This is a genomic window from Arthrobacter glacialis (assembly GCF_002909415.1).
Taxonomy (GTDB): domain Bacteria; phylum Actinomycetota; class Actinomycetes; order Actinomycetales; family Micrococcaceae; genus Specibacter; species Specibacter glacialis.
In genome coordinates this window covers 116,188-132,550 of the sequence record NZ_PPXB01000003.1, presented here as the reverse complement: position 1 = coordinate 132,550, position 16,363 = coordinate 116,188, and the positions used below count along the sequence as shown (strand labels likewise).

Here is a 16,363-nt window from a genome sequence, read left to right as displayed (position 1 = left end):
CCCTACCAAAGTGGAACGGGGTGGCTGTGCAATGGTTGATATTGATGCCTAGGCTCTGTTGGCTGGGGGTAGTGCGGCCATGCATGATGTCTGGTTCGGGGAGATAACCTGGTAACTTAGTTAGATAATGAAAGACGCGAACCATACACAATCTCCAGCTCCTATCCCTGTAATCGACCTGTTTGCCGGTCCTGGAGGTCTCAACGAGGGCTTCTCAAGTGTGGGTGAGGATACGGACAACCCAGTTTTTCAGATGGTTGGGTCGTTTGAGATGGAACGTAACGCTGTAGCAACGCTCACACTGCGCTCGACGTTCCGGATTCTAAAACGCGCTGGACGAGTGCCGCAGGCGTACTACGACTATGTTTCTGGGAAAATTTCAAAGGATGACTTTGAACAGGATAGGGCTGTCGTTGACGCCTTAGCGTCGGCGAAGGCGCACGTACACCAAATTGAGCTGGGCGCGAAGACCCGCGATGAGGTGGACAAAAAAATCGCAAGCGCATTAAGCGGTGCCCTCAAAGAGGAAGGCAGTGACTGGGTTCTAATTGGTGGGCCTCCATGCCAGGCATATTCCTTGGCTGGTCGCTCTCGTCGGACGAACGACGAGAAGTTTGCTCTTGATCCCAAACACTTTTTGTATGAGGAGTACCTTCGGATAATCAAGCAGTTTCGGCCGGCAGTGTTCGTGATGGAGAACGTCAAGGGCCTGTTGTCCTCCACCAACACAGGCGTGGGGATGTTCAATCAGATCCTCAGGGACCTCCGCCATCCGGATCCGCTCCATCTGAAGTATGAGATTCGATCGCTCGTTGTAGACGAGGTGGCAGAGGATCTTCTACCCCGAGACTTTGTCATTCCCGCTGAAAAGTATGGCATTCCGCAGAAACGGCATCGCATCATCCTGCTCGGCATTCGTTCAGACGTAGTTGAACGGACGGATCGGGTTGTACTTACGGAAACCAAACCCGTCACCGTGAGGGATGCCATAGGGGATCTGCCATCACGACGATCACGAATCTCGCCTCTGGCGCACGACAGCGACGAAGCGTGGGATCAACTCCGGTCCGATGTTCGTAGCCAGGTTTCCACGAGCCGGGGTACGGACAATGTGATGGCTGAACCGGAGACCGATGGTGACGCCGTAGATGGAGACGGTGGTGAAGCCGTTGTTCGGTATAGGAAATGGATCGAGGATCCACGAATCAGGTCAACTGTCCACCATGAATCTCGTAGTCATATGACCAGCGATATTAAGCGGTATGGACACTTGGCTGCGAAAGCAATCGAATTGGGGAAAACTCCAAAATTCACTGATCTTCCGGATGATCTAGTACCTAATCACGAGAACATCAAAAATGACGTCACGCCCTTCATGGATCGATTTAGAGTTCAAGTCTGGGACGCTCCTTCGTCGACAGTCGTCTCTCATATCTCAAAGGATGGACACTACTACATCCACCCCGATGAGACGCAGATGAGGAGCTTGACTGTGCGCGAGGCCGCACGGCTGCAGACATTCCCCGACAACTACTTCTTCGAAGGCAGCCGAACGGCACAGTTTCACCAGGTGGGAAATGCAGTGCCGCCCTTGCTGGCTCTCCTCATTGCGGAAAAAGTCGTCGAGACTTTACGTCTCACCAAGAACAACGACGATAGCAAAGATTAGAAGTCGGAGAAGCCTTTCGCCCGCGCCTTTTCCAGTGTGGCAATAAGGCGAGCGCTTTGTCGTTCGGAGGGAAACCCGTTTTTTCGCCCGGTAACGAGATCTAAGATGCCCAAGTCCGTCGGTCCGGCTACACGGTAGTCGATGGCAAACGATCTCAGCGCTTCCCACTGTTGGGGAGTGGTAGCGAAGACTCGCTTTTGGATATCGATGCTGTTGTCTAGCCTCTGTGTGGTTTTGGATTCGCTCTGAGCTTCCGCTCGAACTGAGGAATCGACGAGCTCTTTCACGAAGGAGCTTGGCAATTTGAACTGCGCTGTCCGCACCGCCTCCCAGCACGCCTGCGATTTCGCCCACTCGGTTACGTTGGCGACCCGGCGGGTGGGCGAGGTGAGCAATTCGGAGACGAGTTTAGCGGCGGAAAGCGCCGTCGTCAGCATCGCTTCGCTTAGGGCCTGACGCTGCCAAGTCACCGCGAAGTTGAAGTGTTTACCAAGTGTCTGTCTGCCGATTTCGAAAGCCAACTTGGCCATGGTGTAGGTCACGATGTTTGCGAGATAGCCCTTGTCGTACCAGTCGGCTTTGGCAACGGAACGTCGAATTTCCTCGTACATGATGGATTTCGCGACGATTTCACGGAAATACTGCTCATTTATTTCCTCGTTAGAGCTTTCCCAGATTTTGGCGACGCTTTCGGCAAAGGCCACAAAGTTTTTCTGAGCGCCGGCGCTTACTACGTGAGGCTTTTGATCCCAAGAGACCGCATATTTTGCCACATCCGTTTTAGTAAAGACTTGACCTCGTGGATAGGTTGCCAAGAACTTGTTCGCGTCGGCGGTGGCGAGCTTGTTTCTTTCATTGAGGTACTGTCCCCGAGTTCGCTCGTAGTACCACTTGGTCTGGTAATTGACGCCTGGGCGGGCAGGGACGAGCAACCTGCGCGACAGTTCTTCCATGCGGATATGGAATGGGCTATTTGAGAAGAAATCTGCCTCGCTGACTCTGTTCTGGCTGTTGGCAAATCTCGAGATCTTTGGAACGAGGTCGACAGCTTTCTCGGGGTCTACCACCACCAGTTTCATTGGTACGAATACATCGCTCAGTATGGAGCTTTTGGCGTTTTCCCTAGCCACATAGAACAGCGAGGCAGTAGTCTGTCCACCGTTCACGATCTGGAGGTCAACGAGAGCCGTTACTCTGAGGCCATCTGAAGTTCGAGTGAGGCCGGTGGCGGTGGCGGTGATGCCGTTGTTGTACGCCATGAACATCTCAGGCTCGGACAGAATGGTCGTCTTGATACCCTTATTGACCTTGCCCCGCCCGCTTAGAAAAGAACGGACGTTTCCTTCAAGGAGTCTGCTTCCGTACTGCGCATATAAGTCAGCAACGAGGGCGCCTGGAACGGCGGCCATGTATGTTGCGAAGTCCGTCGAATCGCCGCTTATTTCTAGTATTGGGAGTCCCTCCGGAACCCACTTCGTCAAGTTGATCTCGAGGGCTTCACGGCCCCGCTGGGACTCCTGAACTTGGTGAAGTCTCTGCAGGTCCCACAGGTGGAAATCTACAGGGACACCGTTAAGAATCGATGATGGGACTTCCTTGATACGGTCGCTGAGCCGGCCATTGGTGACGAGGTACAGACGATAGCGTGAGACTGCTCGTCCGCGATGCTTGAGGTCTTCGGCAAGCTGATAGGCGGCCGAACTTTCTTCCCGGCCAACAGCGAATTGCCCGGAAACTGCTTCTGACAGAAAGTTCTCGAGTGCAGCCAAGCGTTTCTTTGCGTCTGTAGCAGTAATTACGTCAATAGAGTCGGAGTTCGAGTGCAAAAGAACGGCCAGTGAGACCGATTCGTCGGCGTCGTCCAAGTCGTATGCGTTGACTGCAAGCTTTTTGTTCCGTTGGCCGGAGCCTTCAAACTGCAGCACGGTAAAATCTTCAACCTCACCAGCTTCGGCGAAGCGTTCCGACACCTCTGCCATGAACGCCATTGAGGTGTAGTCATTATCGACTGCTGCACGAGCGTTGACGGTGTTTTGCAGATCCAGATAGAAATCTTCAAGGTTCATTCGACGACACCTTCAGTTCTGCTATGGGGAGTCCCAGCTGTGAATGGTCACATTCAAAGGGCGATAGATCTGCCAAGTCCAAGGAGTAGGAGACGCGACTGACGCCTGCTGGAAGGGCGCTGGGCACGATTCGCGGGAAGGACGCAGTTACCTCCAGATATCGAACGCCCGTCGGGAGGAAGTGCATATCGGCATAGGCGTCGTCAGATCGATCGAAACCTAGCTCAGCGAGGCGGTCTGCAAGTTCAGACTGCGAGACGCCAGCATCCTGGAGAAGTCGATCCGTTTGGTCCAGGAGCGCAGGAATCGTCAGTGCCCCTGGCGTCTCCGCCATGGCGTCATCAGCGGCCACGACGCAGACGAAGAGTTGCTCATCCGGCAGGCGATTGAGCTGGTTCTCAGACGAAATCTGAATGCGTCGAGCGCGACTATGAACAGTCTTTACTTCAATCAATGGCCCGCCTGGGAACTGGAAGTCTTGGTCACCTTGGAACGGCCCATGCCATGCTTCCATTACGTGTCGGACAGAACAACCCGGTACTAAGTTCAAAAAGCCGAGCCAGAGCTCGCCGAAGAGACCACGCGCGGCGTCCAACGAGAGTCGCTGACTCGGGGGAGCCTTGAGCAGGGTTCGCCAGTCCTCGACACCGGCCATGAACGCTGCAAGTCCCTGAGCTTCGGAGCTGGACTCGGACACTCGATCTACGATGTGTCCACAGAGCTGGACGAAGACGTCGGTAAATTTGGCCGTCCTGAGTGTAAGCAGGAGCACCCAATGACCATCGATGCTCCTCTGCGTGCGGGTCACGTCGACGGCATCAGACAGATCTGGGATGCCCGGTTTGAGACTGCTGATGGAACAGAACATCGGCCGCCCAGCTTGATCAGTTCCGCACACCAGACGAAGTTCAATATCGGGGTCAATCTCCAACGTCCGCGATAGTTTCTGGTTAATGAGCTGGACCCACTGAGTCTCTACAGGATTAGACATCATCGTCCCCGTCGTCGCCCGTATACTCAACAAACCATTGCTCTTGGGCCACCGTGTTGATGAGATACTTAACGTCGCCATCTCGATCATTTACGTCAAGCCGATTGCCTTGGAACGCTAGCTTGATCCCAACGACGAGCTCGTTCTCGAGGTGGGCGACCTTCTTTAGGTCCTCTTGAAGCAGTCCATCGAATTTCGGATGCAAAACGTAGAGGAGCAATGTCGGCCGGGGAAGGTGCTTATAAATCACAGACTCAGTGAGGGTCTTGCCCGGGTTTTCGCCCGCGAAGGCTCGGGTGACGGACGCATCGGTAGAAGGATCGAGAATTCGCCGGAGATCGTCTCCTCCTGCCAACCGGCTACTCTTGCCCGACACCAGCAATTCTCCTGAACCGCCGATTGTCATCGATCTTGTCGGCGGATGAATGACGACGTCTCCGAAATTCAAAGCAGAATTGGGAGCCTTGGACCCGTTGACAAAAATGACGTCCCACGAAGAGAATTTGGCCTTTTTGTTGTTCTTGACAAACTTGCCGATGGCGTTCCGGTAAAAGTACGGATCCATCCGGTGCGCCGTGTAGCCATCCAAGAACTCGGCGACCACCGATTGCGGTACGTTTGTGAAACGCGGATAGTCTCGCTGCGTTCTTTCAGGCTGGCCAATGGTCTTCACGAGATTTGCGGCTAGGGCGACAGCGGCATCCCGGTTTTCTTTGACGATGACAGGTCGTGAGTCGAGCCGCGACGTTTCGATCCGTTGTCCGATAAGGCTGATGACCTTTTCGGCTACAGCGGCCGATTTGGATTTGTTCTTCGCAGTGATGAGCAAAGTATCAGGGTGCATTCGGATCGCCAACCCGAAGTCCTCCGGAGTCAATTTCTGGCGGCGCATGAATTTCAGATCGGATCTCAGCTCATCAATGGTGGCGGCGATAAATCGGTAGTCCGCGGCGACGCCAGGGTCTATCCAAATTCTGCATAAGTCCTCAAAACCGTCCCGGTAGCCGAACCATCGGGCCATTTGCAGCATAGTGTCGGCCGCGCGTACGTTTCGGTAGTAGTAGCTGATTGTGAGGCCCTCTAAAGTCAGCCCACGACTGAGCACGTCGCCGCCGATGGCTATGACTCTTTTTGGCATTTCAGTGCTTAGCTGCTGCTCTTTTAGAAGTCGTTCGGTATCTGAGTTGAAGGTCCGGACTGTAATCTCGATCGACGCAGCCGGCAAGGCGCTCAGCACCTCTGGCCAGGCAACCTCTGCGTCGGGATAGAACCTTTCAAATGTCGATCGGAGTTCATCGATGATGTGGTTCTTCACGCCTTCGGTGTAGAGAATTGCGTGTGCCTCAAGCGCATTCTTGATGCTGTCCAGCTCGTGCTTCACTAGCTCGTAGAGATGCGCTTGGACGCGCTTGAACCGAGAGATGTTGACCAGCATGGCCCGAGGCTGGTCCTCTTGACCGCGAATGTCTCGGATCGCGTTTGCTACGACATAGACGCGAATAGCTGTCTTGAGGCTTTCCGGGATGTTACTAAACGAATGGTGCTGCTTATGTTTCAGTGGTAATACTGGTTCGACATCGTGAAGATCAATGACGTTCGTCCGATTGATGTTTTCTTCCGTACCAAAGGTTTTGGCGGCGCCCACATAGTTTGTTGGTGTTTCTAGGCCATAAATGAAATCCTTTGGAAACAGGTCCTTATGAACCTCGCCATCCTTGACTGTCGTGGCTTTATGGTCGATGAGGATATTGGCAAATGGAGTTGCGGTTATGGCGACGTAGGAGCTTCGCGCGAACTTCCCGAGCAGCTGGCGGATGAGGAAGTTAGTTCTTGTCGGGTCGTCTTCTTTTCCCGTATTTACGGAACCATAGTCCGACTCGTCATCAACGAGCAGAAGAGGCAGCGTAATCTTGCCGTGGGATTTGGCTTGGTCGTCGGCCCACTCAATGAGTGCATTTAGGACATGTACGTTCTTCTTGATGACAAAGATGAAGGGATGTGGAGATTCTGCCGAGACACTGATGCTTGTTGCATCTTTGCTGGCTTGCAGAAAGTCTTGGACGACGGTCGTCATACCGACCGCTTGAGTTAGTTGCTTGTTCAGCCGCCCAACACCGACGATCCTGTCGGCGGCTTTGGCTGTCCCTGATCGTGTAACATTGCGGCTCGAGTCTTTGCCAAGGAAGCCCTCGTCGATACGGATCTGAGTTTGCTGCCGCAGCGACTCCGTGTTGCCGGCCAGCAAGACTACGAGCCGATATCCAGCGTCGGCGGCCTTATTAAGAAGTCCCAAATATGTCTGGGTCTTACCGGACTGGACGTCACCGATAATCAGGCCCTTACGATCCCACTGGCCCGGGACAGCAGGATCGCCGACGTAGTCTAGGATGTCGTCAGTAAACTCCTCCATCTTCTCGAGTACTTTCGGAGAACGGTTGTTATTCCTCAGCCACTGCTTATACGTCAGCCATCGAGTCCATTCGATGTGATGCTTTTTTTGCGAGAGCCAAGGCTTGAAATCCTTGTCGGTTATTCCGACACCAATCTCCACGTCAATGCTCAATTTACTCACAAGGCGTCGGTGAACGGCTGTGATGTCGTTGTCAGAGACATTGGGAGCCACGACAGGGCGGAAAGTTTCCAGCTGGTCGTGTAGGTGAGACTCGCTGTAAGTGTCGTCGCTGAGCAGAGAGCTCACCACGGTCTCAAGTTTTTCCATCTGAGAACGGATGACACTGGGATCGGTGGCGGCCTGGCTAGTCATTTACGACCTTCCAAAGTAGTTCTGTGGGGGCGGATGTGTGAGCGAAGGGTTCAATCGAAGACATAGCTGAGACAAACAGTTCCGAGTCACCTCCGCTTGCTTTGTGTGCTTTCCAAAGCGCCGAGGCCAAGCCTTCGAGCTCTGGAGCAGTGGGCTGAAGCGGTGAGTGACTCTCGTCTTGACCGAGTCTGTTGTATGCGTCCTCAACGGGGAAAGTCGATTCCAGGAGCGTAAGCACCGACGACAGCTGTGTCACATCGTCGGGACTCATCTGATCGGCCAACATCTCCAAAGCTGGGTGTTGCCGATTGATTTCATATCGGAATGTGCCTCTGTCATCGACGACGTTCCACATTGGACTGGTCCGGGACTGTTCCTGGACGATGCGGCCACGATAGAGGTGGACACGTCTGCTCGGCTCGACGATTCGCCCTGCGATTCGGCGAAGGTTGTCCCGAATCTGCGGGGGTGGTGCGGCCGAAGCTTTCTTTATATCCAGTGACCACAGATGATCCAACGTATTTGGGATATCGACTTTGACCCGGGCGAGCTTCCCGAGATCGTCCTTGGGAGCAATTCGGAACCACGTTCCCCAAATGACCAAACGAAGTCCACGATAAATGTAGAACCCTTGACTGTCGCGAACACGGCCGGCGATCTGCGCCCGGTTCTTGTCCGCAGATGACATGCGGCTGAGGTGCGGTAGTGTGTATGGCCGGACCTCAATCCGCTCGTCCTCAACCGAGAAGGACTCGGACGGACCGACTTGGGTGGCCTTATTGGATTCCAGAAACGGATCGGAGCCTTTTACGGGAACGCGGTTCATTGAGATGCTGAATCGCCCATCATGTTCGCCGGCAAGAAACCGGTGAAAGACGAGCGCGAGGTGGTCTCGCACGTCCATCATGGCGGTATCGAACGCCGAGCTGAGGTCTCCGACGGTCGCTTCTAGCCTGTCGAGGTTCCGCCAAATGACGAGAGTACCTGAGGCAAGGTCGGCGATTTCGCTAAACCGGGGGAGCTGCCGTATCTCTTCCTCGGCCAGTACGAGGAGGCTCCAAGTTTGCCTTTCGATCATGTGATCGATGTTCCACTCGAAGCCGCAGAGTGCCCCGTTGCGTTTTGAAATAACGATCAAATCTCGGCACTGTGATAACGAAGCTGTCTTTAGTCCAAGGCCAAAGCGTCCCAAGTCCTTCGGGTGCCTTGTCTTCATCGGACTGGTCCCGGCGAGGCGCATGGCAGCAATTGCCACTTCCGCCGTCATTCCTGAGCCGTTGTCTGCCATGGCAAGGTAGGGTTCGGGCTGGTCGCCAAAGAAAATATCCACGGTGGTGGCGTCGGCGGATATCGAGTTATCAATGAGGTCTGCGACGGCCGTGCGCAGGGTGTAGCCTACGGCCCGCATCGACTCCATCAGATGTGGATCGGGTGGAACAATTTGCTCGATAATAGCTGTCTCCCCCTAATAACAGACGCCATTGGAAAGTGTTTTCCCCATGAATCCTATCTGTTTTAGCCGTTGTCTTGCGGGATGGACTCGCCTCATGGCTGGCCCGCGGATCCTGGCATTGCTGACATTTTCACGTATGCCTCTGGGCCAAGGAACCTAGATCGATTGCGTGTAACGTACCTATGTCTGTTAGACGGGTTGCCCAAAGATGTCGCTCTGCTTCGTATCCAGGAGGAGAGCCGGGTAGCCGTTCCCAGAGTTCGAGCAACATGGTGACGGCCATTGTGCCGATGCCGTTGACACGATCGGTCTCAAGGGCTTGGTAGTAGTCGAGTGGCTGGGGACTTAGGTGGAAACGAATACGTTCGTACAGCGAGCCAGGGGTGCCATGAACTTGCTCAGACCAAGCTGAGTAGAGAATTTCGTAGTTCATCATGCGCAATTTGCGCTCAGATACGACGCAGAGTTCTTTCAAATTCTTGTCGCACCACGACTGCGCCCAATGTGTTCTTTTCCCATCCTTCGACGTTCGAAGAAACTGGGACTTATGAGGGTGCGCCAACGCCATCTCAATTGTCGTGGCGTCTTGAATGGACGCAGACTGCCCTTTGTAGTGACTGTGTTGGAGTTCTCGCTGTGCGCCTAAGAGCTGCTGTAAGTCTCCGTATTCCGAAAATCTGGCTACAGCTGCGGCCCTGTTGGGGTAGGTTTCGATATGTTCCATGTGTACGCATAGTTCGAATAGTTGCCGAACGGCGGCGCTGGCTGTTTCCCAATGGTCATTAGAAAGAAGAAGACGTACAGCATCTCCGGTGGAGACTGCTCGCTCGAAGACGGCCAAGTCGAACTTGTCTAGGGGGCCCCGCGGCATTGCCTTGAGAATCGCGCGACTGCCGGCGGCCAATATTTCTTCTAGGAGATCAAGAATCTGGGCCGTGCTCATATATTTTCTTTCGAGACCGAAGAATCTCGGCCCTCCATGAAGATCAGTCATTGGTCTCCTGTTGATAGGATGCACGTCAAACGAGCTTATCCATAGGCTCCGTATTCGTTCCAGGGGGCCGTCTACAGCCATTCGCGAAAACGGCCATCTGACCAGCTGGCCATCGAGTCCTGCTGTGTGAACAACACAAGGTCCTCTGTCCAAATAGAGGCTCGTAATCACGGGGACCTATAGGCGTGCATTGTTGGATTTGGCAGCAGGCCGTTGGTGAAGCTGGATAATTTGCCGTCAATTTTCAATGAGCGTTGCGGAGTCTGCAAGGTAGTATACCTAGTATCAGGGCTGTGACGTGGGATTTCGCTGGAGGGAACACCGCCCTCGGGGCGGGTAGTCGACGTCTCAGAAGTAAAAATACATTAGCGCTCGCGAGTTTAAATTTGTTGTCGAAATTGAATACCCGATCTCATGCCGTGACACCGACCGCCACTACCGCTTGAGAGGGGAAGTGCCGATGACTACGTCGATCGAATCTATTGAGTTCATCAGAGCACGTCATATAGCAAGATCGCTCAATGAAGCGGTTTCGTGTCTTGCGTCCGACGATAGCAGTGTTGTGGCCAAAATTTTGGAGGAAAGGCAGTTTAGTAGCTGTCCAGTCCTTGATGCGGGAGTACCCATTGGCATACTTACCGCATTTGACTGTCAACCACGGCTGACTGCTCGCGAAGCCATGCAGCCGATTGGGTTGAAATCAGTAATCTCGGCGGACACTTTCCTGCTAGATGCGGCACGAAAGTTACTTGCCTCTCCCTTTCAGTTGATCTTAGAAGGCAGCCACCTCACCGGATTCCTAACGGAAGCTGACTTGGGATCGGCGACGGGAAAATCTTTTGCGTACCTTAAGCTTGCCGCTGTCGAAGTGAACCTCTGTAAATTCTTGCGACGGCGCTATGCTGACGAGGGCTCAATCCTGTCCACGTTGAATGAAAAACGGAAATTTGAGGTCGAAGGACTGATAACCAATTTGAAACTTAGCGATCAATACATTGATCACTTTGCCTCTCTCGGACTCTCGGACTTGCTTCAGATCGCAGGCCGGCAACCCGATTTCAAAGAGAGAGTAAAACAATTCGGGGGTTGGCAACGATTGACTAGAGGCCTGCCCAATCTTCGCAATGATGTAATGCATCCTGATCGTCCGTTACTCGGCCAGCATCGACAACTTGAATCGTTCGTTGAGAAGATTCAGAACCTTGAGTCCATTCAAAGCGCGCTTCAAATGTGCATCGACAGTGACTCCCGCCACGGAAATGACCGGTTTCATTTCTAACTGGAATCGTTCGACCGAATGGCGATCAGTTCCGCCGTCGCGGTGTTCCGACGGGCCCAATCACCGCGTCTCGCGTCATCTACTGCGCAGTAACCACCTTGCATGTCAAAGTGGGAAGGTACCCCCGCTTCAAGAGGAGACCTGCATTGAGCATTCGAGACAACACCAACCGCCGACTCAAAGAAGTTCTTGACATCATGGCCGCCGGATCGTGGCTTGATGAGAAGCCCAACGGGGGAGTGGTCCTCGCTGAGGCGGTGGCCCGTGTCCCGTTCACCAAGGAAGAAGCCGAGATCCTCAGTGGCGGCATTCCTCGCGGTCACAAGAACCTCACCAAGGCCACCGCCGATCTGGTCAAGGCCGGATGGATGACCAAGGGCCGCAGCGGCTGGGAGATCACCGAAGAAGGCTTGAAAGCCACGGTTGTTTTCACCACTGTTGAAACTCTCGCAGAAGCACTCTCAAGCGGAGCCCAGGCTCCTGCTGGGACCGCATTGCCGGAACAGCCCACCGCAAAGCAAGCAGTGAAGGCCCCCGCCAAGAAGGCTGCAGCTAAAAAGCCTGCCGCGAAGAAGGCGTCCGCGAAGGCAACCCCAGCAAATGAAGCCGACAACCAGGCAAGCCAGAAATCCGGCGTAGAGCATAAGGAACAGCCCACCTCGGTGGCGCTGGCCGGCGACTTCGGCACCACGCTGGGTGCCGTGGAGAACTGGGATCCCAGCCACAACAACGTGCAGATGAGCCTGGATGCCAAGCAGGGCACCTGGAAGCTCACCGCGGACCTGCCGGCCGGGCAGTACAGCTATAAGGCAGTGGTGAATGGCTCGTGGGATGAAAACTACGGTGCGTTCGGCGTGAACGACGGCGCCAACCATGAGTTCGCGCATGCCGGCGGCCCTGTGACGTTCCACTACGACCACACCACCAAAGACGTGCTGCGCAGCGAAGTCTAAGCCAGAATTGGCCCAAAAGCAGGCGGTTGAGCCGCGCCGGTTTCGGCAGGCTCAACCGCACAGCTAGCCTTGATGCATGACATTGGACGCGAGCGATTCTCCCCAGGACCCTGCCTCGGCAACAACCTGGCAGGCAACAGGGAAAAACCTGGTTGTAAAAGGGGACAATCTCAGCGTCCTGGCAACATTGCCGGATGAGAGCTTCCGGCTCATCTACATTGATCCGCCGTTCAACACCGGCCGGATCCAGACCCGCCAGACCATGAAGAATGTGCGCAGTGAAACGGGGTCGCGCTTGGGCTTCCAGGGCCGCAGCTACGACACCATCAAAGGCCTGGCGTTCAGCTACAACGATTCCTTCGGGGACTACTGGGAGTTCCTGGAACCCCGGCTCGAAGAAGCGTGGCGCCTCCTGGCCGATGACGGCACGCTCTACCTGCACCTGGACTACCGCGAGGTCCACTACGCCAAGGTCCTGCTGGATGCCCTGTTTGGCCGCGAATGCTTCCTCAACGAGATCATCTGGGCCTACGACTACGGTGCCCGGGCCAAAAAGAAGTGGCCCGCCAAGCACGACAACATCCTTGTCTACGTCAAAAACCCCAAGACGTACTACTTCAACAGCGAAGAAGTGGACCGCGAGCCCTACATGGCGCCCGGCCTGGTCACCCCCGAAAAAGTTGCACTGGGCAAGCTGCCCACGGACACCTGGTGGCACACCATCGTCTCGCCCAACGGCCGGGAAAAGACCGGCTACCCCACGCAAAAGCCCGTGGGCATCCTGCGCCGCATCATCTCCGCCAGCACGGAGAAGGGCGACTGGGTCCTGGACTTCTTCGGCGGCAGCGGCACCACGGGAGCTGCGGCGCTGGAGCTGGAGCGCAAGTTTGTGCTGGTGGACCAGAACCCGGAGGCCATCGACGTCATGCGGCGGCGCCTGGATCCTGAGGCCGTGGATTTCATAGAGTTCGACGCCGAACCCTAGTCGCGCTGCCGGGCGTCAGCCGAGCGGGATCAGCCACTCCACGGTGAGGTAGACGCAGGCAGCTATGGCCAGCACCCCGGTGAGAAGGGCAGCAATCCAGTAGGGCCGGCGTCGAGTTTTCACGGCGAGGCCCAGCAACAGCGGGAACGCCAGCATACTCAGCGTGGCCACGAATCCCAGAATTCCCAGGGCCACGCTGGCAGCCGTTGTTGTGCTGTCCAGCGTGCCCGTCATGATTACAAATGACAGCAGCGCCAGCAACACCATCGGGTAGGCCAGCAGCACCCAACCCACCAGCGTGATGGCAACGGCCCACCAGATCGAGCGTTGCAGCAGGGCTTCCGGGGCGGGCGCCTGCGAACGGGATACTGCCAGGCGTTGGGACGGGATCTCACTGTGGGGACGGGGCATGCTTAAGTTTCTAGCACGTGTGGCTGGAGCAAGCCTGTCAGTTCGCTACACCGGGAGGTTAATGTAGATCATGAAGGCCACCACAAGTGCTGGTGCCGCTGTGCAGATGGCTGCTATCCACAAGCTCCGGTTGCGGAAAGTGAACGCAAATGCCATCAGGGCAGGGCTGGTGACCATACACAAGATTCCTGCAACGCAGAGGAATACAAAGAAACCAGCGCCCTCGTGACCGCCGCCCAAACCGGGGCCGCTGGCGGAGTTGAACATGGCGATAAAAACCAGCACGATCATTGGCACCGCAAAAAGACCATACCCAACGACTGCCATGAGCGCGGCCCATACGGCATTTCGGGGCTTGACCCGAGCCACTGCAGACGCCCGTGCGCCAACATCGAGCTGGTGCTGGTCATGATGTTCATACATCGGGTGGGACATAGGAACTCCGCCCTCGTAATCATTATTCCAACAAATGGATTATATCTGTTCCGGGCCCACGCCTAGGGGTGTTCACGCATGCAGTGCATGCGAAGCATTTTTAGCCCAGGTTGCTGAGCCAGCGGAATACGACGTACAAAACCACTGCCGCGGTGGGAATTCCCGTGATGGCAGCGGCGCGCCACATGGCCCGTTCGCGGTGAATGACGGCCTGGCCCAAAAGATGCGGAGCTGCGATCATGCAAAACAGCAACGCTGCACCCAGGAAAATGAGTGCAACCTTGCCCACGGTTGCCATGCCGCCGTCGGGGTTGGTGACGGCCGAGAAAATTATCAGCGCCATCACGATCATGGGAACAATGACAACCACCCAGCCACCCAGCGACGCCAGGGTGCCCACCAGCTGCGAACGCGGTGGGAGCAGTTCTTCGCCATGGGCACTTGAGCGGCTGGATGCATCAGTCATGCCTTAGTTCTATCAGCAATGGCCGCAGATCTTCAGTTCGTTGCGCAAGCCCCACGAGCCCGAACATGCCGCTGTGCGCCCAAGCCCAGAGCCGCCGTCGTCCATCATTTGGCTGAAAACTCTGGACGGAAGACCCGGCTGGGTGTATTCTGCGTCACCGTCTATAGTGGTCTGGGTGACATTGAAAGATGTCCCGGGAAAATTTTGAAAGAGGACCACTGTGCACGATCGTATCCGCCATGCCGGGTTGTTGGAGAAGCGTATGTCAGCCGAGGCGGCAGCAGCGCTGATTAAGCCCGGCATGACAGTAGCCATGAGCGGCTTCACAGGCGCCGGCTACCCCAAGGCTGTCCCGCAGGCACTCGCCGTGCAGATGGAGGAAGTGCACGCCAAGGGCGAATCGTTCAAGATCAAGGTTCTCACCGGTGCTTCCACGGCCCCCGAGCTCGACGGCGTTCTCGCCAAGGTGGGGGGCATGGAACTGCGCCTGCCGTACATGTCCGACCCGGCGCTGCGCAAGCGGATCAACGACGGCGAACTCGACTACATGGACATCCACCTGAGCCACGTAGCCCAGCACACCTGGTTCGGTTTCTACGGCGACATTAACATTGCCATCATTGAAGTGGTGGGCATCCGTGAGGACGGCACGCTGATTCCGTCGTCGTCCGTGGGTAACAACAAGACCTGGCTGGACATGGCCGACGCCGTGATTATTGAGGTCAACAGCCAGCAGTCGGCTGCCATGGAAGGCATGCACGACATTTACTACGGCACCGCACTGCCGCCGCACCGCAAGCCCATTTTGCTGGTTGATCCTGAAGACCGCATCGGTGTTCCGTACCTGCACGTTGACACGGACAAGATCATTGCCGTTGTTGAGACGGATGCACCGGACCGACTCTCCGCTTTCGCTGCCCCGGATGAGGCCTCCAACCAGATCGCCTCACACTTGCTGGACTTCCTCGACGGCGAAATTGCCAAGGGTCGCATGACCAACAAGCTGCTGCCGCTGCAGTCCGGCGTGGGCAACATTGCCAACGCTGTGCTGGCCGGTTTGTCCCGTGGCGGCTACCGCGGCTTGAAGGCTTACACCGAGGTCATCCAGGACGGCATGCTGGAACTGATCAAGGACGGCACGCTGGCTTTCGCCTCTGCTACTTCCTTCTCGCTGTCCGAGGCTGGCATTGAGGAATTCAACCGCAACGTTGACTTCTACCGTGAGCGCATCGTTTTCCGCACCCAGGAAATCTCCAACCACCCCGAGCTGATCCGCCGTCTGGGCTGCATTGCCCTCAACGGCATGATCGAAGCCGATATTTACGGCAACGTGAACTCCACCCACGTGGTTGGCTCACACGTCATGAACGGCATCGGCGGCTCCGGCGACTTTGCCCGCAACGGCTTCCTGTCCGTGTTCATGTCCCCGTCCACTGCCAAGGGCGGCAAGATCTCCGGCATCGTACCGATGGCCAGCCACGTTGACCACACCGAGCACGACACCATGATCCTCATTACCGAGCAGGGTCTGGCCGACTTGCGTGGTTTGGCCCCGAAGCAGCGCGCCCGCGTCATCGTTGAGAAGTGTGCGCACCCTGACTACAAGCCCATGCTGGAGGACTACTTCGCGCGCGCTTCCCGTGACTCCTACGGCAAGCACACACCGCACCTGTTGGGTGAGGCGCTTTCCTGGCACCAGCGCTACATCGAAACCGGTGACATGCGCCCCTAGTTTGACCGGCTCGATGCCCCGCTATCACTTTCCTATGGGCAGTGAAAGCGGGGCATTTCTATGTCCTTTTGGTTAGTGGCAGTTGAGGCATAATCAAAGACGAACAATACGTTTATGTGAGCACTGGGATGCTTAACGTTTTGGCATCAATTTGCTAGGTCTCAA

The 16,363-nt window shown here is 55.7% G+C and carries 13 protein-coding genes; 5 read left to right on the top strand and 8 right to left on the bottom strand.

Annotation, left to right across the window (positions count from 1 at the left end; translation table 11 throughout):
- The first annotated feature begins 127 nt into the window (after positions 1 to 127).
- Entirely contained in the window at positions 128 to 1,669 is a 1,542-nt protein-coding gene (locus CVS28_RS04245) for a DNA cytosine methyltransferase (protein WP_103480754.1), read from the top strand.
- On the opposite strand, the gene CVS28_RS04240 is transcribed toward CVS28_RS04245, so the two are convergent.
- The 5 genes from CVS28_RS04240 to CVS28_RS04220 all read right to left on the bottom strand — a co-directional run bounded on the left by CVS28_RS04240 (position 1,666) and on the right by CVS28_RS04220 (position 9,937).
- Positions 1,666 to 3,735 (bottom strand): AIPR family protein, encoded by a 2,070-nt coding sequence (locus tag CVS28_RS04240; RefSeq protein WP_103480753.1) that lies wholly within the window; start codon positions 3,733 to 3,735, stop codon positions 1,666 to 1,668. The genes CVS28_RS04245 and CVS28_RS04240 overlap by 4 nt on opposite strands.
- A complete protein-coding gene (locus tag CVS28_RS04235) occupies positions 3,725 to 4,726 on the bottom strand; it encodes a PD-(D/E)XK motif protein (protein ID WP_165788063.1) in 1,002 nt (333 codons plus the stop codon). The genes CVS28_RS04240 and CVS28_RS04235 overlap by 11 nt, the downstream gene beginning before the upstream one ends.
- Positions 4,719 to 7,490 (bottom strand): Z1 domain-containing protein, encoded by a 2,772-nt coding sequence (locus tag CVS28_RS04230; protein WP_103480751.1) that lies wholly within the window; start codon positions 7,488 to 7,490, stop codon positions 4,719 to 4,721. The genes CVS28_RS04235 and CVS28_RS04230 overlap by 8 nt, the downstream gene beginning before the upstream one ends.
- Complete coding sequence (locus CVS28_RS04225; RefSeq protein WP_165788062.1) at positions 7,483 to 8,898, bottom strand: ATP-binding protein; 1,416 nt, start codon at positions 8,896 to 8,898, stop codon at positions 7,483 to 7,485. The genes CVS28_RS04230 and CVS28_RS04225 overlap by 8 nt, the downstream gene beginning before the upstream one ends.
- Positions 8,899 to 9,073: 175 nt before the next feature.
- Entirely contained in the window at positions 9,074 to 9,937 is an 864-nt protein-coding gene (locus CVS28_RS04220; protein ID WP_103480749.1) for a DUF5677 domain-containing protein, read from the bottom strand.
- Positions 9,938 to 10,397: 460 nt separating this feature from the next.
- Here CVS28_RS04220 and CVS28_RS04215 point away from each other — a divergent pair, with 460 nt between their 5' ends.
- From CVS28_RS04215 to CVS28_RS04205, 3 genes are all read left to right on the top strand, one after another.
- Positions 10,398 to 11,216, top strand: a complete 819-nt coding sequence (locus tag CVS28_RS04215) for a DUF294 nucleotidyltransferase-like/CBS domain-containing protein (RefSeq protein WP_133159044.1) — start codon at positions 10,398 to 10,400, stop codon at positions 11,214 to 11,216.
- Positions 11,217 to 11,362: 146 nt separating this feature from the next.
- On the top strand, positions 11,363 to 12,169 hold the full coding sequence (locus CVS28_RS04210; protein ID WP_243399687.1) for a pullulanase X25 domain-containing protein: 807 nt from the start codon (positions 11,363 to 11,365) through the stop codon (positions 12,167 to 12,169).
- A 76-nt stretch (positions 12,170 to 12,245) separates the two neighbouring features.
- Positions 12,246 to 13,154, top strand: coding sequence for a DNA-methyltransferase (locus CVS28_RS04205; protein WP_103480747.1), 909 nt, complete (start codon positions 12,246 to 12,248; stop codon positions 13,152 to 13,154).
- Positions 13,155 to 13,169: 15 nt separating this feature from the next.
- Here the strand turns inward: CVS28_RS04205 and CVS28_RS04200 are convergent, their stop codons facing one another.
- From CVS28_RS04200 to CVS28_RS04190, 3 genes are all read right to left on the bottom strand, one after another.
- Complete coding sequence (locus CVS28_RS04200) at positions 13,170 to 13,565, bottom strand: hypothetical protein (RefSeq protein WP_103480746.1); 396 nt, start codon at positions 13,563 to 13,565, stop codon at positions 13,170 to 13,172.
- Positions 13,566 to 13,610: 45 nt separating this feature from the next.
- Positions 13,611 to 14,000 (bottom strand): hypothetical protein, encoded by a 390-nt coding sequence (locus tag CVS28_RS04195; protein WP_133159043.1) that lies wholly within the window; start codon positions 13,998 to 14,000, stop codon positions 13,611 to 13,613.
- 100 nt (positions 14,001 to 14,100) lie between these two features.
- A complete protein-coding gene (locus CVS28_RS04190; RefSeq protein WP_103466174.1) occupies positions 14,101 to 14,466 on the bottom strand; it encodes a hypothetical protein in 366 nt (121 codons plus the stop codon).
- A gap of 220 nt (positions 14,467 to 14,686) precedes the next feature.
- Here CVS28_RS04190 and CVS28_RS04185 point away from each other — a divergent pair, with 220 nt between their 5' ends.
- On the top strand, positions 14,687 to 16,198 hold the full coding sequence (locus CVS28_RS04185; RefSeq protein ID WP_103466175.1) for an acetyl-CoA hydrolase/transferase family protein: 1,512 nt from the start codon (positions 14,687 to 14,689) through the stop codon (positions 16,196 to 16,198).
- Positions 16,199 to 16,363: the final 165 nt, after the last annotated feature.